At 65.8% G+C, this 16,446-nt stretch carries 18 protein-coding genes and 1 pseudogene; 8 read left to right on the top strand and 11 right to left on the bottom strand.

Features of this window, described 5'->3' with window-relative positions; genetic code table 11:
* The first annotated feature begins 71 nt into the window (after positions 1 to 71).
* Positions 72 to 1,271: a glycine C-acetyltransferase gene (locus KEC55_RS27010; protein ID WP_282508159.1), complete on the top strand. Its 1,200-nt coding sequence runs from the start codon at positions 72 to 74 to the stop codon at positions 1,269 to 1,271.
* A gap of 13 nt (positions 1,272 to 1,284) precedes the next feature.
* Positions 1,285 to 2,313: an L-threonine 3-dehydrogenase gene (gene tdh / locus KEC55_RS27005; RefSeq protein WP_176047845.1), complete on the top strand. Its 1,029-nt coding sequence runs from the start codon at positions 1,285 to 1,287 to the stop codon at positions 2,311 to 2,313.
* Between the two features lie 395 nt (positions 2,314 to 2,708).
* On the opposite strand, the gene KEC55_RS27000 is transcribed toward tdh, so the two are convergent.
* Together KEC55_RS27000 and KEC55_RS26995 are read right to left on the bottom strand one after the other, a co-directional pair.
* Positions 2,709 to 3,125 carry a hypothetical protein gene (locus KEC55_RS27000; protein ID WP_282508157.1) on the bottom strand — a complete coding sequence of 139 codons (417 nt, stop codon included), beginning with the start codon at positions 3,123 to 3,125 and terminating at the stop codon, positions 2,709 to 2,711.
* The gene (locus KEC55_RS26995; protein ID WP_282508156.1) at positions 3,122 to 3,760 is read right to left on the bottom strand and encodes a GNAT family N-acetyltransferase; all 639 of its coding nucleotides are present in this window, start codon (positions 3,758 to 3,760) and stop codon (positions 3,122 to 3,124) included. The genes KEC55_RS27000 and KEC55_RS26995 overlap by 4 nt, the downstream gene beginning before the upstream one ends.
* A gap of 169 nt (positions 3,761 to 3,929) precedes the next feature.
* On the opposite strand from KEC55_RS26995, the gene KEC55_RS26990 reads away from it, so the two are divergent.
* The 3 genes from KEC55_RS26990 (at position 3,930) to KEC55_RS26980 (ending at position 5,439) form a co-directional block, all read left to right on the top strand.
* Complete coding sequence (locus tag KEC55_RS26990) at positions 3,930 to 4,535, top strand: TetR/AcrR family transcriptional regulator (protein ID WP_282508155.1); 606 nt, start codon at positions 3,930 to 3,932, stop codon at positions 4,533 to 4,535.
* A gap of 63 nt (positions 4,536 to 4,598) precedes the next feature.
* Positions 4,599 to 5,078, top strand: coding sequence for a DUF1348 family protein (locus KEC55_RS26985; protein ID WP_027781811.1), 480 nt, complete (start codon positions 4,599 to 4,601; stop codon positions 5,076 to 5,078).
* A gap of 199 nt (positions 5,079 to 5,277) precedes the next feature.
* Positions 5,278 to 5,439: a hypothetical protein gene (locus tag KEC55_RS26980; protein ID WP_282508154.1), complete on the top strand. Its 162-nt coding sequence runs from the start codon at positions 5,278 to 5,280 to the stop codon at positions 5,437 to 5,439.
* Positions 5,440 to 5,486: 47 nt separating this feature from the next.
* On the opposite strand, the gene KEC55_RS26975 is transcribed toward KEC55_RS26980, so the two are convergent.
* A complete protein-coding gene (locus KEC55_RS26975; RefSeq protein WP_282508153.1) occupies positions 5,487 to 6,572 on the bottom strand; it encodes a tartrate dehydrogenase in 1,086 nt (361 codons plus the stop codon).
* Positions 6,573 to 6,689: 117 nt separating this feature from the next.
* On the opposite strand from KEC55_RS26975, the gene KEC55_RS26970 reads away from it, so the two are divergent.
* Complete coding sequence (locus KEC55_RS26970; RefSeq protein ID WP_282508152.1) at positions 6,690 to 7,613, top strand: LysR substrate-binding domain-containing protein; 924 nt, start codon at positions 6,690 to 6,692, stop codon at positions 7,611 to 7,613.
* 108 nt (positions 7,614 to 7,721) lie between these two features.
* Here the strand turns inward: KEC55_RS26970 and argC are convergent, their stop codons facing one another.
* Positions 7,722 to 8,663: an N-acetyl-gamma-glutamyl-phosphate reductase gene (argC, locus tag KEC55_RS26965; protein WP_282508151.1), complete on the bottom strand. Its 942-nt coding sequence runs from the start codon at positions 8,661 to 8,663 to the stop codon at positions 7,722 to 7,724.
* 122 nt (positions 8,664 to 8,785) lie between these two features.
* Between argC and KEC55_RS26960 the strand changes: the two genes are divergently transcribed.
* A complete protein-coding gene (locus tag KEC55_RS26960; RefSeq protein ID WP_282508150.1) occupies positions 8,786 to 9,670 on the top strand; it encodes a LysR family transcriptional regulator in 885 nt (294 codons plus the stop codon).
* 45 nt (positions 9,671 to 9,715) lie between these two features.
* Here KEC55_RS26960 and KEC55_RS26955 read toward each other — a convergent pair whose 3' ends face one another.
* From KEC55_RS26955 to KEC55_RS26940, 4 genes are read right to left on the bottom strand one after another with little or no spacing between them, the layout of a single operon-like run.
* On the bottom strand, positions 9,716 to 10,180 hold the full coding sequence (locus tag KEC55_RS26955) for a signal peptide protein (RefSeq protein ID WP_282508149.1): 465 nt from the start codon (positions 10,178 to 10,180) through the stop codon (positions 9,716 to 9,718).
* Positions 10,181 to 10,240: 60 nt separating this feature from the next.
* On the bottom strand, positions 10,241 to 11,458 hold the full coding sequence (locus KEC55_RS26950; RefSeq protein ID WP_282508148.1) for a patatin-like phospholipase family protein: 1,218 nt from the start codon (positions 11,456 to 11,458) through the stop codon (positions 10,241 to 10,243).
* On the bottom strand, positions 11,455 to 12,240 hold the full coding sequence (locus KEC55_RS26945) for a 3-hydroxybutyrate dehydrogenase (RefSeq protein WP_282508147.1): 786 nt from the start codon (positions 12,238 to 12,240) through the stop codon (positions 11,455 to 11,457). The genes KEC55_RS26950 and KEC55_RS26945 overlap by 4 nt, the downstream gene beginning before the upstream one ends.
* Before the next feature lie 51 nt (positions 12,241 to 12,291).
* Entirely contained in the window at positions 12,292 to 13,032 is a 741-nt protein-coding gene (locus tag KEC55_RS26940) for an acetoacetate decarboxylase (RefSeq protein WP_059238261.1), read from the bottom strand.
* Positions 13,033 to 13,472: 440 nt separating this feature from the next.
* On the opposite strand from KEC55_RS26940, the gene KEC55_RS26935 reads away from it, so the two are divergent.
* Positions 13,473 to 14,054, top strand: coding sequence for an undecaprenyl-diphosphatase (locus KEC55_RS26935; protein WP_282508146.1), 582 nt, complete (start codon positions 13,473 to 13,475; stop codon positions 14,052 to 14,054).
* 26 nt (positions 14,055 to 14,080) lie between these two features.
* Here KEC55_RS26935 and KEC55_RS26930 read toward each other — a convergent pair whose 3' ends face one another.
* The 3 genes and pseudogenes from KEC55_RS26930 to KEC55_RS26920 form a co-directional block, all read right to left on the bottom strand.
* Positions 14,081 to 14,305: a hypothetical protein gene (locus tag KEC55_RS26930; protein WP_282508145.1), complete on the bottom strand. Its 225-nt coding sequence runs from the start codon at positions 14,303 to 14,305 to the stop codon at positions 14,081 to 14,083.
* Positions 14,306 to 14,472: 167 nt separating this feature from the next.
* Positions 14,473 to 15,294, bottom strand: coding sequence for a siderophore-interacting protein (locus tag KEC55_RS26925; RefSeq protein WP_282508144.1), 822 nt, complete (start codon positions 15,292 to 15,294; stop codon positions 14,473 to 14,475).
* Positions 15,295 to 15,332: 38 nt separating this feature from the next.
* A pseudogene (locus tag KEC55_RS26920) lies at positions 15,333 to 16,047 on the bottom strand (PadR family transcriptional regulator).
* Positions 16,048 to 16,446: the final 399 nt, after the last annotated feature.

Raw genomic sequence — 16,446 nt, 5'->3', positions numbered from 1 at the left:
AGTAGCAGGCCGTTGCGCCGCCGCCACGAGTGGCGCGTTGCGGAATGCGAAACCCTGTCAGGAGCTTTGCGATGCGTGATGCCTTTCTCGCCCAGGTGCGCGGGACGCTCGACCAGATCCGCGCGGACGGTTTTTACAAGACCGAGCGCGAGATCGCGAGTCCCCAGGCGGCTGCAGTGCGGCTCGCCGGCGGTGCCGGCGTGCTCAATTTCTGCGCGAACAACTATCTGGGTCTGGCGAACGATCCGCGCCTGATCGACGCGGCGAAGGCCGGCCTCGACCAGGACGGCTTCGGCATGGCATCGGTCCGTTTCATCTGCGGCACGCAAACCGTCCACAAGCAGCTGGAAAGCGCGCTGGCCGCGTTTCTCGGCACCGAGGACAGCATCCTCTATTCGAGCTGCTTCGACGCGAACGGCGGGCTGTTCGAGACGCTGCTCGACGAGAACGACGCGATCATCAGCGACGAATTGAACCACGCGAGCATCATCGACGGCGTTCGTCTCTGCAAGGCGAAGCGCTTCCGCTACAAGAACAACGACCTGGCCGACCTCGAGGCGAAGCTCAAGGAAGCCGATGCGGCGGGCGCGCGCCACAAGCTGATCGCGACCGACGGCGTGTTCTCGATGGACGGCATCATTGCCGACCTGAAAGGTATCTGCGATCTGGCCGATCGCTACGGTGCGCTCGTGATGGTCGACGATTCGCACGCGGTCGGCTTCATCGGGACGCACGGCCGCGGCACGCCCGAGCACTGCGGCGTCGAAGGCCGCGTCGATATCATCACGGGCACGCTCGGCAAGGCGCTCGGTGGTGCATCGGGCGGCTATGTCGCCGCGCGTCGCGAGGTGATCGAACTGCTGCGCCAGCGCTCGCGCCCGTATCTCTTCTCGAACACGTTGACGCCGAGTATTGCCGCGGCCTCGCTGAAGGTGCTGGAACTGCTCGGCAGCGACGAAGGCGCGAAGCTGCGCGAGCGCGTGCGCGAGAACGGCGCGCGTTTCCGCCAGCAGATGACCGAAGCCGGTTTCACGCTCGTGCCCGGCGCGCATCCGATCATCCCGGTGATGCTCGGCGACGCGCAGCTCGCGACGAACATGGCCGACAAGCTGCTCGGCGAAGGCGTCTACGTGATCGGCTTCTCGTTCCCGGTCGTGCCGCGTGGCCGCGCGCGCATTCGTACGCAGATGAGCGCCGCGCATACGCCCGAGCAGATCGACCAGACGGTCGCCGCGTTCGTGCGCGTCGGCAAGTCGCTCGGCATCATCTGACGGAGGCACGACCATGAAAGCACTGGCAAAGCTCGAACGCGGCCCCGGCCTCACGCTCACGCGCGTGAAGCGTCCGGAAGTCGGCCACAACGACGTGCTGATCAAGATCCGCCGTACGGCGATCTGCGGCACCGACATCCATATCTGGAAGTGGGACGACTGGGCGCAGAAGACGATTCCCGTGCCGATGCACGTCGGTCACGAATACGTCGGCGAGATCGTCGAGATGGGGCAGGAAGTGCGCGGCTTCGCGATCGGCGATCGCGTGTCCGGCGAAGGCCACATCACGTGCGGCTTCTGCCGCAACTGCCGCGCGGGGCGCCGGCATCTGTGCCGCAACACGGTCGGCGTCGGCGTGAACCGCGAAGGCGCGTTCGCCGAATATCTGGCGATTCCGGCGTTCAACGCGTTCAAGATTCCGCCGGAGATTTCCGACGATCTCGCGTCGATCTTCGATCCGTTCGGCAACGCGACGCACACGGCGCTGTCGTTCAATCTCGTCGGCGAAGATGTGCTGATCACCGGCGCCGGCCCGATCGGCATCATGGCCGTCGCGATCGCGAAGCACGTCGGCGCGCGCAACGTCGTGATCACCGACATCAATGACTACCGGCTCGAGCTCGCGCGCAAGATGGGCGCGACGCGTGCGGTCAACGTCGCACGCGAATCGCTGCGCGACGTGATGGCCGACCTGCACATGACCGAAGGTTTCGACGTCGGTCTCGAGATGTCGGGCGTGCCGAGCGCGTTCACGAGCATGCTCGAGGCGATGAACCACGGCGGCAAGGTCGCGCTGCTCGGCATCCCGCCCGCGCAGACGGCGATCGACTGGAACCAGGTGATCTTCAAGGGGCTCGAGATCAAGGGCATCTACGGTCGCGAGATGTTCGAGACCTGGTACAAGATGGTCGCGATGCTGCAGAGCGGCCTCGACCTGTCGCCGATCATCACGCATCGCTTCGCGGCCGACGATTTCGAGCAAGGCTTCGCCGCGATGCTGTCCGGCGAAAGCGGCAAGGTGATTCTCGACTGGACGGCCTGAGTCGAGTGTCGAGACGGGGTAGTGCGGCGCGTTTGCCGCCTGCCCCGCTTTCGTTTGCACGCGCATCGTCAACATCGATGCGCGTGATTCGACGCTTGAGGTGAGATTATTCGGGAGCTGTGTTCGCATGCGTGAATCACGCCGCGATCACACATCGGTGACTTGCAATCGCACGTTCGCTTCACCTGTCAGCTTCTGCTTCGCTTTGCCCCTCCACGCCGTTCGGCGCCTGCTCTCCCCGTTCCCATACGCTTCCCTGCTTCGCCGGCCGGGCGATCGTTCGCGACGCACCGCACGCGACACCGAATTGAATCGCGACATCAACCGTGAGCCCGCGAACCGCGTCGCGACTCACTCATACGCATTGAGCATGGCGTCCAACGGTGCGCGGATCGCTACTTGTTCCGTTCACCCTTCACCCATCGCGGTTCGAGCTGAAGATTCAACACGACGAGCCAGCGCTTCGGGCATTGCGGCGCAACGTCGACCGGATCGCCATGCGCGCCGGGAACCGTGACGAACCCGTGCTGCGCTGCGAATTGATACGCGCGTAACGCATCCGCTTGCAGCCAGAAGCTGACGAGCGCGCATGTCACGAAGCGGAATAGCAGCACCGTCGCGGCGTCCGGCGCGAAACCGGCGGCGCCCAGCAGGCCTTCGAACGCGAACGCCAGCGCCTGCGCAACCGCGATCGTGACGATCGTCAGCTGCATCACACCGCGCAGTCGAAGCGCCGCACACACACGTGCCTGCCGGGCGTCGAGCTGTGCGCGATCCTTGCCGTCCTCGCGCTTCGGCACCTCGTGTTTCATGACACCGTACCGGCTTGCCGCGCGACCTCGATCTGCGTCGTGCCGCACCCACGCATGCGGTCGTTCGCGATGCCGACGGCTTTGCACAGGATCACGCTGTCGTAGTTGTGCCCCGGAAAACGCATCACGTCGACCGGCTGAAATCCCTCCCGGCGATAGAAATCGACGAGCCGGACCGCCGCATGCGGCGCGTCGAGCGCGAGGTGCGTCGCGCCGCGCGCGGCGGCACGATGTTGCGCAAACGCGAGCAGTGAGCGGCCGATGCCGCGATCCTGCCAGACTGGGTCGACGGCCAGCTGGCCGAGCGTCGCGACGCACCGGCTGCGATACGGATCGCAGCGGGAATCGGGATCGTGCGACAGCATCGTCATCGTCGCGACCAGATGCGCGTTGCCGAGCGCGACGAAGCACTCGCCGGTGAGCATGCGTTCACGCGTCGCCGACGCCGATTGATCGACGCTCGGGCAATTGAAGCCCAGTGCGCCGAGCGGGGCGAACGCGCGATGCAGCAGCGCGGTCAGGGCGTCGTACGAATCGCTGCACGGGTCGAAGCGCCGCACGACGACGCGGCCGTCGAGCCGCTTCGCATAAGCCGCATAGGCGCGCACGGGGCGCGCGGATTCCGGTCGCTGCATGATGTCCTTGTGCCCAGACAGGGTGACCGAAGTGTAGTGAGCGTCCCGTATCGGCTTCAAGAAAAAATGTCGTAAACGCGCGCCGCCAGGCCGCGCTTCAGCCCTCCCGTCGATGGGGCTTTTTCACATGGGTATTGACGATGGAGAACGATCGTTCTACCGTAAACCCATGAACACACCTCACGACTCCTCCGGCGAACCGGGCGTTCGCGACCGGCTGCTCGACGCGGCCGAAGCGCTGATCTACTCGGGCGGCATCCACGCAACGGGTGTCGATGCGATCGTCAAGCGATCCGGCGCGGCACGAAAGAGCTTTTATTCGCATTTCGAATCGAAAGAGGCGCTGGTGGTCGCCGCGCTCGAACGTCGCGACGCACGCTGGATGCGCTGGTTCGTCGACGCCACGCTGGCGCGCGGCAAGGCGCCGCGCGCACAGCTGCTCGGCATGTTCGACGTGTTGCGCGACTGGTTCGGGCAGCCCGATTTTCATGGCTGCGCGTTCCTGAACGCATCGGGCGAGATCCCCGACGCCGACGATCCCGTGCGGGTCGTCGCGCGCGAGCACAAGGCACGGCTGCTGGCATTCGTGCGCGAGTGCTTCGATGCGTATGCCGACGAAGCCGGCCTCGAGCGCCGCGGGCTGGCCCGCATCGCGCGCCAGTGGCTCGTGCTGATCGACGGCGCGATCGGCGTGGCACTCGTCAGTGGCGATGCAAACGCCGCGCGCGATGCGCGCGCGACGGCCGAACTGCTGCTCGATACCGTGTCCCGGTAGCCGGTGCAGCGAATCCGAACCGGCTGCGTTCGTTCGCGGCCAGAACCTGAACAGGAGCAACCCATGTCCGCTTCCCCCGAAGTCCGCCCACCCGTTCCGCCCTTCACGCTTGAAACGGCGCGCCAGAAGGTGCGCGCTGCCGAGGACGCATGGAACACGCGCGACCCGCAACGCGTGTCGCTCGCCTATACGCCGCAAAGCCGATGGCGCAATCGTGCCGAGTTCGTCACGGGCCGCGACGAGATCGTCGGGCTGCTGCAGCGGAAATGGACGCGCGAGCTCGACTACCGGCTGATCAAGGAGCTGTGGGCGTTCGGCGGCAATCGCATCGCGGTGCGCTTTGCGTACGAATGGCATGACGACGCGGGCAACTGGTTTCGTTCGTATGGCAACGAGAACTGGGAGTTCGACGAAAACGGCCTGATGGCGCATCGTCACGCGAGCATCAATGATCTGCCGATTCGCGAGGCGGACCGTCTTTATCACTGGCCGCTCGGTCGTCGTCCGGACGATCATCCGGGGCTGTCCGACCTCGGGCTGTGAGGTTCACGTCGATTCAGCGGAGCGGCGAACGCATCACCGAGGTTCAATGGTGAGGAAATTCGGGAGTCGCTACGCTAAGGTGAGATTTTTCGGGAGGAGGTGAAATGTCGCGTCGAACTGTGTGTTCCGAACAGGTCGACGCGTGATTGCACGGGTGAAGCAGACATGTCGACGCGTAGCGAGCGGTGTGCCTTGCCGCGTGATGCATCTCACCGATCGCACCGGTGAAGCACTGACGATCGGTGTGAGTGAGCGTGACGTGCAACTCACCGATCGGATCGACATCGGCACGCACGCTTCCGAAGAATCTGCACGCGTGCGCAAACGCATCGCGTGTTGCTCACCGCAGACGGATTCGTGAAGTGTCGCCCGGCACGAGCGCCGGGCGCGACCTTCGATCCTCGGCGCTCAGCCCGCGATCCGCGCGGCGATCGCCTCGCCCACTTCCTGCGTGCCTGCATTACCGCCGAGATCGCGCGTATGCGGCCCCGTGCGCAGTACGTTCTCGATCGCGGCGACGATCGCGTCGTGCGCTTCACGTTCGCGGCCCGTGCCGTTGCCGAGGAAGTCGAGCATCATCGCCGCCGACCAGATCATCGCGACCGGGTTCGCGATGTATTGCCCCGCGATGTCGGGTGCCGACCCATGCACGGGTTCGAACAGCGACGGGAACGTGCGGTCGGGGTTCAGGTTCGCCGACGGCGCGATGCCGATCGTGCCCGTACAGGCCGGGCCGAGATCGGACAGGATGTCGCCGAACAGGTTCGACGCGACGACGACGTCGAAGCGGTCCGGCTGCAGCACGAAGCGCGCGCACAGGATGTCGATGTGCTGCTTGTCGACGGCGATCTCGGGAAAGCGTTCGGCCATTTCGGCCGCGCGCGCATCCCACCACGGCATGCTGATCGCGATGCCGTTGCTCTTCGTCGCGACGGTGAGGCGCTTCGCGCGCCGTTGCGCGAGCTCGAACGCGAATTTCAGCACACGCTCGGTGCCGTGCCGCGTGAAGATCGACTGCTGCATCACGACTTCGCGATCGGTGCCTTCGAACATCGTGCCGCCGACCGACGAATATTCACCCTCGGTGTTCTCGCGCACGATCATGAAATCGATGTCGCCCGCGCGGCGGCCGGCGAGCGGCGACGGCACGCCGTCGAACAGGCGCGCGGGCCGCAGGTTGATGTACTGGTCGAATTCGCGGCGGAATTTCAGCAGCGAGCCCCACAGCGAGATGTGATCGGGCACCGTCGCGGGCCAGCCGACCGCGCCGAACAGGATCGCGTCCATGCCTGACAACTGCGCCTTCCAGTCGTCCGGCATCATCTTGCCGTGCTGCGCGTAGTAGTCGCAGCTCGCCCAGTCGATCTCGACGAAGTCGAAGCGGATGCCGAAGCGCGCGGTGACGGCGGCGAGCGCGCGCAGGCCCTCGGGCATCACTTCGCGGCCGATGCCATCGCCGGGGATCACGGCAATCCTGTAGGTCTTGTCGGTCATGCAAATCTCCTTGGCTGGTTGGCCGGCTGCCGAGGGAGGCAGCGGGCCGTCACGTCATTCTATTTATTTCCATCCGGATTAAAATCGCGCGAAAGGTTAATCGACTTTCCACGAATCGTGAACAAATCCCCGAATCTCGACGACCTGCGCGTGTTCAGCCTGGTTGTCCGCCTGGCGAGCTTCAGCGCGGCCGCCGAGCAGCTCGCGGTGTCGCCCGCGTACGTCAGCAAGCGCATCGCGTTGCTCGAGGCGCAGCTCGGCACGCGCCTGCTGCATCGCTCGACGCGTCGCGTGAGCGCGACCGAAGCAGGCGAACGCGTATTCGCGCGCGCCGAGAAGATTCTCGACGACGTCGATCATCTCGTCGAGGACGTGTCGACTACCCGCACGGTGCCGCGCGGCACGCTGCGCATCTCGAGCAGCTTCGGCTTCGGCCGGCATGTCGTTGCGCCGGCGCTGCTCGACTTCAGCGCGCGCTATCCGCAACTGAACGTGCGGCTCGATCTGTTCGACCGGCTCGTCGATGTCGCGGGAGAGGGCTACGACCTCGACGTGCGGATCGGCGACGAGATCGCCGATCACCTGATCGCGCGCCGCCTCGCCGCGAACCATCGCGTGCTGTGCGCGTCGCCCGACTATCTCGCACGACGCGGCACGCCGCGCTCGCTCGCGGATCTCGCGTCGCACGATTGTCTTGCAATCAAGGAGCGCGACCATCCGTTCGGTATTTGGCGATTGAATGTGCGCGGCGAGACGGTCACGGTGAAGGTCGGCGGCGCGCTGTCGACGAATCATGGCGAGGTGGCCGTGCAGTGGGCGCTGGCGGGACGCGGGATCGTATTGCGGTCGATCTGGGAGGCCGCGCCGCTGATCGAGCGCGGTGAACTGTGCCGCGTACTGCCGGACGCGATCCAGCCCGCGAACATCTGGGCTGTGTATCCGGAACGCGTCGCAGCGTCGGCGAAGGTGCGCGTGTGCGTGGATTTTCTGGTGGAGACGCTGGCCGGCCTGAATGCAGCAGCAGGTGACGATACGGCCTGAAATCGTCTAAAGGTGAGCTTTTACGGGGGGGGCGCAGGCACCGAAGCAGCGCTGGATGCGACGGCGAGCGGCCCGACGGGCGGGCCTGCGATGGCGCCTGCGGGAGACTCAGGCCGCGCTCGATGCGTCGAGCATCAGGTCGAGATTCTGCACGGCTGCACCCGATGCCCCTTTGCCGAGATTGTCGAACACGGCGGACAGCAGTACCTGACCGTGGTCTTCATTGACGAACACGCCGAGCCGCAGGTCATTGGTGCCGTTCAGCGCTTGCGGATCGAGATGCGTGATCGCGCGGGCGTCGGCAAGCGGCGTGACGTCGACGTGACGTGCGCCGGCGTAATGGTGCGCGAGGCACGCATGCAGCTGCTCACCGGTCACGCCGGCCGGAAGCAGGCGCAGTTCGATCGGTATGGTGAGCACGATGCCTTGCCGGTAGGCACCGTAGGCCGGCACGAAGAACGGCCGGTGTGCGAGCCCGGCGTGCAGCCGGATCTCGGGGGCATGCTTGTGCTCCAGTGCCAGGCCATACACCTGCAGCGGCAGCCCGCGTGCGGCGGCGTCACCCGATTCGAATGCTTCGACGGCCGCCCTTCCACCCCCCGAGTAACCGGAGACCGCATGGATGCTCACCGGGTAGTCGCGCGGCAGCAGGCCGGCCTGTTGCAGCGGGCGCAGCAGGCCGATCGCGCCTGTCGGGTAGCAGCCCGGATTGGTGACGCGCTTTGCGTGTGCAATGTTCCGCGCGTGTCCTTCGGCCATCTCGGGAAAGCCGTAGACCCATTCGGGCTGCGTGCGGTGAGCGGAACTCGCATCGATCACGCGTACCGCCGGGTTCCGGATGAAGCCGACCGCTTCGCGCGCGGCCGCATCGGGCAGGCACAGGATCGCGATATCGCATGCGTTGAGCGCGTCGGCGCGCCGCACGGGGTCCTTGCGTTCGGCAGCCGGAAGCGTGAGCAGCCGCAAGTCGGCGCGCTCGCGCAGGCGCTCGTGAATCAGCAGTCCGGTCGTGCCCTGGTCGCCGTCGATGAAGACAGTGGGGAAGCTCATGATGGTCGTGTTCCTCGCGTTCGGTCGTCGGGGGAAAGCCGTATCGTCCGCCGAACGCCTAGAATAGGAAAAGTTGAATTTACTGACTATCTGATTCAGCTTTCCTGAACGAGAGGTGTTTGATGCGCGAGATCAGTCTCGACCGCTTGCGTACGCTGGTCGCGATCGCCGACCAGGGATCCTTTGTCGCGGCAGCGCAATGGCTTCATCTCGCACCGCCCACCGTCAGTCTTCATATTGCCGAGCTGGAAAGCCGCGTCGGCGCGCCATTGCTGTCCCGCACGCGCGGAAACGTGCGGCCTTCGACGATCGGTGAAGTGCTGGTGGAGCGGGCGCGGCGTCTGCTGGCCGAAGTCGAATCCACGCTGGACGACGTGCAGCGGCAGGTGCAGGGGTTGACCGGGCGCGTGCGCCTTGGCGCATCGACCGGGGCGATCGCGCATCTGTTGCCGCAGGCGGTGGCGCGGCTGCGCGAACAGCATCCGGATATCGACGTCCAGATCGCGGTGCTCACGTCGCAGGACACGCTGGCGCGCCTTGCGCAGGGCACGCTCGACGTCGGTCTGGTGGCGTTGCCGCAGGCGGCGGTCGCGGGGCTGTCGATCCGCGCGTGGCGGCGCGATCCGGTGATGGCGTTCCTGCCCGCGGACTGGCGGCTTCCGGCGCGCGTGACGCCGTCCTATCTGGCAGCGCGTCCGCTGATTCTCAACGATGCGACGACGCGCCTGTCACGGCTCACGACGGAATGGTTCGCGCTCGGCGGCCACCGGCCCGAGCCGCGGATCGAACTCAACTACAACGATGCGATCAAGAGCCTGGTCGCCGCAGGTTACGGTGCGACGTTGCTGCCGCACGAGGCCGGTGCGCCGCTGCCGGATGCGCGCATCGTCATGCGGCCGCTACGCCCGGCGTTGTGGCGCGAACTGGGTATTGCCCATCGGGCCGGCCCCGTCGAACGGGCGACGCAGCACGTGCTCGACGCGCTGTGGGCGCTCGGCGCGCGATAGCGGAACTTGGTGCGGTTTTGCCCGTGTGGGCCAAACGCGCGTCGTTCAGAGCCGGTTGTCCTTCGCGAGCGTCAGTACGCGCGCCCAGCGCTGCGCATCGCGCTTGTCCGTCATCGGCAGCTTCCATTCGCTGTGCACGGCGTCGCGCACGCGCACGACGAGATGCCAGCGGCCGCCGATCGGCGCGACCTGGCAGCCGTCGAGCTGCGACAGCGTATAGCGGCCGTCGGCGCCGTCATGCGACAACCACAGCAGCCCTTGCGTTGCTGACAGGCGCAACTCGCCCCACGCGCGATGCACGATGTGCGTCCAGCCTTCTTCCTTCGTATTCGGTGCGACGTCGCGGCGGCGTTTGATCCACCACGCGACCAGTGCGATCACGATTGCGGCGGCGAGCACGGCGGCCGCGATCGCGACCGGCTGGCCGAACTGCGCGGCGATGACGTGAAACAGGTGAACCGCGCCCCATCCAATTGCGATGAGCGCGAATAGCGCAATGAAAATCGGCATGTCGAATCTGAAAGGAGAACGGCCCGGCGCATGCGTCGCGCCGGGCCGCCGGACACGGCATTACCGGCGGCGGTGAATGTCGTGCGTGACGAAGCCCGCGTCGTTGTTGGGCAGCGCGAGGCCGTCCTTCACTGCGAGCGTCTTGCGGATGTCGTCGAGACCCGCGGACCAGTGGTCGCGCATCGTCGACAGACCGAACTGATAGTCCTTGTAGTGATGCTCGTACGCTTTCTGCTGGTAGATCAGGTGCTGGATGTTGTACTTCTTGCTGCACGACATCGCATCGGCCTCGATGCACCACGGATCGGCCTTGCGCTGCTCGTCCGGTACCTGGTCGAGCACGTGGCGCAGCACGTTGCGGTAGCGCTGCTCGCGCTGCAGCGTGTCGGTCACGAAACGCGTGCGGCTCGAATACTGCACGTCCTTCGTGCGTTCGGCGACGTCGGCCATCGTGCGCGGCAACGGCCCGCGTGCGCTCCACAGATCGACCTGGAACGCGAGCGTGTCGCGGCGCGGCCGTGCGCGGAGCACTTCCATCAGCGGCGTATTCGACACGACACCGCCGTCCCAGTAGTACTCGCCGTCGATCTCGACGGGCGGGAACGCGGGCGGCAGCGCACCGGACGCCATGAAGTGCTCGGGCGCAAGACGGATGCGCGAGTTGTCGAAGTACACGAAGTTGCCGGTGCCGACGTTGACCGCGCCGACCGACACGCGCGTTTCGCCCGAATTGATCCGGTCGAAGTCGCACAGCTTCAGTAGCGTCGTGCGCAATTGCGACGTGTCGTACCAGCTGATTTTCTCGGGATGGTCCGACACGCCCGGCAGCGGCGGCGGGAAACGCGGCACGAAGAAGCCCTGCTGGCCCTGCATCATCGCGCTTGCAGCTTGCGACGCGGTGAAGAACGTGCGGATCTGGTCGATGCTGTTGAACAGCGCGAATTCGAACGCGGCCGGAATCGTCGGAAAGAACGCCGGCTGGCAGATCGTTTCCCAGAATTCGCGCAGGCGCTCGACGCGGTGCTCGGGCGCATTGCCGGCGATCAGCGCGGTGTTGAGCGCGCCGATCGAGATGCCCGCGATCCAGTCGAGCGGAACGCCCGCCTCGTGCAGCCCTTCGAACACGCCGGCCTGATACGCGCCGAGCGCGCCGCCGCCCTGCAGGACGAGCGCGATCGTCTCGTACGGCAGCGACCGCGCGGGGGCCGGCGCGCCGGCTTCGTGTTGCAGGTCCGCCGCATCGACGGCCTGCTTTTCGGTGGGGGCGCGGGGCTTCACTGCATGAACCAGCCGTGGCTGACGACGAACGACTGGCCCGTGAGCGCTGCGCTCGGGAACGCCGACAGGAACAGCACCGTCTGCGCGACGTCCTGCACCGTCGTGAACACGCCGTCGACGGTGTTGCCGAGCATCACCTTCTTGATCACTTCTTCCTCGCTGATGCCGAGTTCCTTCGCCTGCTCCGGAATCTGCTTGTCGACCAGCGGCGTGCGCACGAAGCCCGGACACACGACGTGCGAGCGCACGTTGTGCTTCGCGCCTTCCTTCGCCAGCACGCGTGCGAGGCCCAGCAGGCCGTGCTTGGCCGTGACGTACGCCGACTTCAGCGGCGACGCTTCGTGCGAGTGCACCGAACCCATGTAGATCACGACGCCGCCGCGATCGTCCTTGTACATGTGCTTGAGCGCGGCCTTCGTCGTCAGGAACGCGCCGTCGACGTGGATCGCCTGCATCTTCTTCCAGTCGGAGAACGAATAGTTCTCGATCGGATTGACGATCTGGATGCCCGCGTTCGACACGAGGATGTCGACCGAGCCGAATGCTTCGGCCACCTTGTCGATGCCGCTGTTCACGGCTTCCTCGTTCGTCACGTCCATCGCGACGCCGATCGCCTTGCCGCCCGCCTTGATGATCTCGTCGGCGACCGCGTTCGCGCCGTCCTGGTTCAGGTCGGCGATCGCGACGGCCGCGCCTGCCTTGGCGAGCTCGAGTGCGATTTCCTTGCCGATGCCGCTCGCGGCGCCCGTGACGACTGCGGTCTTGCCATTCAGGTTGCTCATTTCGAATTCCCGTGGTGAAAGGATTGACAGGGAGAAAGGACTGCGGACGTGTTACTGAGCCAGGTAATCGTAGACGACTTCGCCGAGGCCCAGCGTCAAATCTGCGACCAGGTGCCGGGCTTCGACGATTTCGAGCACGGGCAGGTCGGCTACCGGCGCGAGCGCGTGCGGCGCCAGCTCGAGCGAGGCGGGGCCCGTCCACGCGCCCTTCATCTTGATGTCCTGCATGTAATAGCGCACCAGTTCGCAGACGCGCGCGGTGCCGTCGACGTGCGGGATGATCTTCAGCAGGAAATTGGGGCCGGCGAGACGCTTCGTCTGCTCGTCGATGTCGAGTTCCTTGTGCTTGTAGCCCATCGTGCCGGTGGCGACGCGCACCTTGCCGTAGTCGAGCGTGCCGAGGAGGTGGTCGGTGTTCACGTGCAGCGTGGGCGACGCGAGCTTCTTCGGGAAGCCCCACAGCTCGCGGCCGCCGGCGATCGGCGGGTGATCGTCGAGATACATCGCGAGCGTGTAGCCGCCCGGCTGGCCGTTGTATTCGACGGGGATGACCTGGCCGCTTTCGGTGTAGTCGCCGAAGCCGGTCGAATCGGCCATGCGAATGAATTCGTAATGCACGAGCGGCTCGGTGACCTGCAGCGGCTCGGGGACAATTTCACGGAGACGGTCCGGATCGGTGCGATACGTGATGATCAGAAACTCACGATCGACGAAACGGTACGGGCCCATCGGGAAGGCAGGGCTGGTCAACGGCATCGCAAACGCTTTCGATCGGACATCGCTGGGTTTCATGCGGACTCCTTGTTGTTGATCGCTTCGTGGATGAGTGCTCGTAAGCTCGTAATCCTATGCCTGTGCGTTGCCGTTGTGCGATGCCGCATATGGAATTAATTGTTGCCGATTTCGAATAATTTGCGGCGTAAATATTGAGACGAACGGCGCTAACGGCAGGGATGGCGCCCGGCGGCGCGATGGTCGCACGCGTCGATGACGCCACGATGTGAAAAAGGTGAGTCTTTACGGGAAGCCGGGTGAGTCTTTACGGGAGACAGTCGCGCGGGAATATGACAATTGTGTGAACTTGTGTTGCAGTGCAGGCTCTAAGTGCGTTCGCCGCAGCGGGATTCGCGCCGGCGGCCGCATTAAGCATCGCTTAAGCGGGTGCGCCCTAGCATCGTTCGTATCAGGCCGGGCAACCGGTCGAATTTTTTACGCCCCACGCAACCGGATTCATGCAGAACCTCAATCTCACCCTCTTTTCCGCCATCAACGCCGGGGTTGCGCCGCAGCCGGGCGTCGCCCGTCTCGCGATTTTCGCCGCCGACTGGCTTGTCTACGCACTGCCGGCCATGCTGTTGCTGACCTGGATCTTCGGCGCGCGCCCGACGCGGCGCCAGGCGATCGAAGCCGGCGTCGGCGTATGCGTGGCGCTCGCGCTCGCGCAGGTGATCGGGCATTTTTGGTTCTCGCCGCGTCCGTTCATGGCCGGCGTCGGCACGCAACTGATTCCGCACGCGCCGGACAGCTCGTTTCCGAGCGATCACATGACGTTTGCGTGGAGCCTGGCTGTGGGCCTGATGCTCGGCGGCTCGACGCGCGTGACCGGGTTCGTGATGGCCGCGATGGCCGTGGCGATTGCGTGGGGGCGCGTCTATGCGGGCGTGCACTGGCCGTTCGACATGGCGGGCGGTGTGCTGGTCGGTACGGCCGGCGCGCTGGCCGCGCACCTGTACGGGCAACGCGCGATCGCGCTGCTCGAACGCCTCGGCGATGCGGTACACGCGGTCGTGATGGGGCGCCGGCACGCGCCCTGAGTGAAAGGAAATCGGGCAGGACGCCGTCAGCCGGGTGTCTTGACCGATTCGGCCGATGCGGACGGGCCGCCGCCCGCATCGTGCAGTTCAGGCGTATCGGCCGGGTGCTGAGCGGCATCGCGATCGAGGGCGCTTTCCTTCAGGATCGCGCACATCGCGACGAACAGCGCGAGTACCACCGCGGCGAGGCCGCAATAGCCGACGATCTTCAGGTTGCGAAGGAAAGGCGAAGCGTGGCTTTCTTTTGTCATGACCGGGCGCTCCTGGGCGGGCTGCGGCGGCTGTCGCCTGACAGCGGCGTCGCACACACAGATATATACCAGCCGCGATACCGGTGCCAAGCCCGCTGGTGCGCGGACGCCACGATTGTGTCATCCGCCGGTCAACCGGGTGCCCCCTTGCCGGGCGCCCGTATCCGTCAGTCTTCCAGCGTTTCGTGCACGGCCGCCGCGCCGCGCTTCCAGTACGCCGCCGCGCGGATACGCGACTTGTCGATGCCGCGCTCGCCGGTCAGATGCTGGCGGACCGCGCGCATCGACAGCGCTTCGCCGGCCGCCCACACGTAGCCGTCGCCCGACGACGGCAACGGCAGGTCGCGAACGGCGTTCAGCAGCGCATCGCCGTCTGCTGCGTCGGCTTCGGCGCGGAAGCGCCAGACTTCATGCACGTCGGCGCGCGTGTCGAACGAGATTTGTGCGGCACGATCGGCGACTTCCAGCACGACGGCCGCACGCGCACCGGCCGGCAATTCCTCGAGACGCCGCGCGATGGCCGGCAGCGCCGTATCGTCACCGATCAGCAGATGCCAGTCGAAACCGGTCGGGACGACGAACGAACCGCGCGGGCCGCCGATACCGAGCCATTGGCCGACACGTGCCTGCGCAGCCCATTGCGACGCGGGGCCCGGATGGTTCAGCACGAATTCCAGATCGAGTTCGCCGGCGGCGCGGTCGAAGCGGCGCGGCGTGAAGTCGCGCGCGACCGGCTTCGGCTCGCCTTCCGGAAACTCGGGGCCATTCGCGCCGAGCGTCGGCATTGCAGGCCGTTCGGCGCCGGGCGGCGGGAAAAACACTTTCACGTGATCGTCGAACGACGCCGATTCGAAATCCGCGAGATCGGGACCGCCGAGCGTGACGCGCAGCAGGTGCGGCGTCACGGCATGCACGCGCAGGACCTGCAGCAGGCGGAATTTGAGGGTATGGCGCACGCGGGTCACGGTGCGCTCGGATGTGTTCTGCATCTATCCGTTCTCCTTGAGTGGTGACGGGGCAGCGCGGATCACGCGCCGGAGCCGCCTTCGATTTCGGCCGTCGCGCGGCGCATGATGGGCCGCGATGCGGCGTTGTTCGTCGGCATCGGCAGCGCTCTTGTGCAGCAGCGCGCGCTTGAGCGCGAGGCGTGCCTCGACGAACTCGGGCAGCCAGCCGGCCTGCGATTCGTCCGGTGCTTCGTTGCCGGCCGATTCCCCGGCGAACGCGCGGCGCATGAATTCCATCTTGCGGGCGAGGTGTGTGAGGCGGGCGAACAGCGTGTCGACACGCTCGCGCTGCGCATCGAGATGCGCGCGGCCGGCGTCGGTCAGCGCATAGCGCTTGCGGTTGCCTTCCGCCTGCGACGCGACGAAGCCGACTTCTTCGAGATACGTGAGCGCCGGATACACCATGCCGGGGCTCGGGCTGTAGAAACCGTTCGAACGCGTGTCGAGCGCCTTGATCAGCTCATAGCCGTGGCTCGGCTGCTCGGCGACCAGCGCGAGCAGCAGCAGCTGGAGATCGTCGGAGCTGAACTGGCGGCCGCGCGGCATGCCGTCGTCGCCGAAATCGCCAAAGCCGCCGCCGCGACCGCCACGGCCTCCGAACGGGCCGCCGCCGAACATGTCGTGGCCGCGACGGTGGCGGCCGATCGCGTACCAGAGACCGGCGAACCAGTCGGGGCGGGCATGCGCACCATGACCGTCGCAACGGTCATGGCCGCGGAAGTGGTTGTGTCGCATGATCCTGTCCTATATGTCGAAAAACATATCTAAAGATATATATCGAAAGATAGGTCGTCAAGGGGAATTATTTGGGGTTGGATGAGGTGCGGCGGGAGATCGGTGCTGTCGTTTCGAGGATCCCGTTGGTCGCTTTTCTCGGCGATGTTGTCCGAGTCGCTATCGAGGGGGCGCACGTTGGGTCCCGAAAATTGGACGGAGGCGCTGTCGCGGGATCGCATTGCACGTCCCGAGTACGCGCAGCGTGCCTTCGAACGGCACCTGCGGCGTGGCTTTCCGCGAACGTGACGTGCGGCCTGCATGCTTACGAGGTGCGAACGGTTCGATTGCGGCCACGTTTGCGGTGACTTGCAAGCAATCGTTGTTCTCCCTGCAAAATAAGGATATCGAAATGATTCT

It is taken from the genome of Burkholderia cepacia (genome assembly GCF_029962485.1).
In the GTDB taxonomy this organism is placed as follows: Bacteria; Pseudomonadota; Gammaproteobacteria; order Burkholderiales; family Burkholderiaceae; genus Burkholderia.
The sequence above is the reverse complement of the archived record's forward strand: the minus strand, read 5'-3'. Positions and strand labels throughout refer to the sequence as shown.

Coding starts and splice junctions, on each gene's coding strand:
- KEC55_RS27010 (WP_282508159.1), top strand. CDS start 72: ATGCGTGATGCCTTTCTCGCCCAGGTGCGCGGGACGCTCGACCAGATC.
- tdh (WP_176047845.1), top strand. CDS start 1,285: ATGAAAGCACTGGCAAAGCTCGAACGCGGCCCCGGCCTCACGCTCACG.
- KEC55_RS27000 (WP_282508157.1), bottom strand. CDS start 3,125: ATGAAACACGAGGTGCCGAAGCGCGAGGACGGCAAGGATCGCGCACAG.
- KEC55_RS26995 (WP_282508156.1), bottom strand. CDS start 3,760: ATGCAGCGACCGGAATCCGCGCGCCCCGTGCGCGCCTATGCGGCTTAT.
- KEC55_RS26990 (WP_282508155.1), top strand. CDS start 3,930: ATGAACACACCTCACGACTCCTCCGGCGAACCGGGCGTTCGCGACCGG.
- KEC55_RS26985 (WP_027781811.1), top strand. CDS start 4,599: ATGTCCGCTTCCCCCGAAGTCCGCCCACCCGTTCCGCCCTTCACGCTT.
- KEC55_RS26975 (WP_282508153.1), bottom strand. CDS start 6,572: ATGACCGACAAGACCTACAGGATTGCCGTGATCCCCGGCGATGGCATC.
- argC (WP_282508151.1), bottom strand. CDS start 8,663: ATGAGCTTCCCCACTGTCTTCATCGACGGCGACCAGGGCACGACCGGA.
- KEC55_RS26960 (WP_282508150.1), top strand. CDS start 8,786: ATGCGCGAGATCAGTCTCGACCGCTTGCGTACGCTGGTCGCGATCGCC.
- KEC55_RS26955 (WP_282508149.1), bottom strand. CDS start 10,180: ATGCCGATTTTCATTGCGCTATTCGCGCTCATCGCAATTGGATGGGGC.
- KEC55_RS26945 (WP_282508147.1), bottom strand. CDS start 12,240: ATGAGCAACCTGAATGGCAAGACCGCAGTCGTCACGGGCGCCGCGAGC.
- KEC55_RS26940 (WP_059238261.1), bottom strand. CDS start 13,032: ATGAAACCCAGCGATGTCCGATCGAAAGCGTTTGCGATGCCGTTGACC.
- KEC55_RS26935 (WP_282508146.1), top strand. CDS start 13,473: ATGCAGAACCTCAATCTCACCCTCTTTTCCGCCATCAACGCCGGGGTT.
- KEC55_RS26930 (WP_282508145.1), bottom strand. CDS start 14,305: ATGACAAAAGAAAGCCACGCTTCGCCTTTCCTTCGCAACCTGAAGATC.
- KEC55_RS26925 (WP_282508144.1), bottom strand. CDS start 15,294: ATGCAGAACACATCCGAGCGCACCGTGACCCGCGTGCGCCATACCCTC.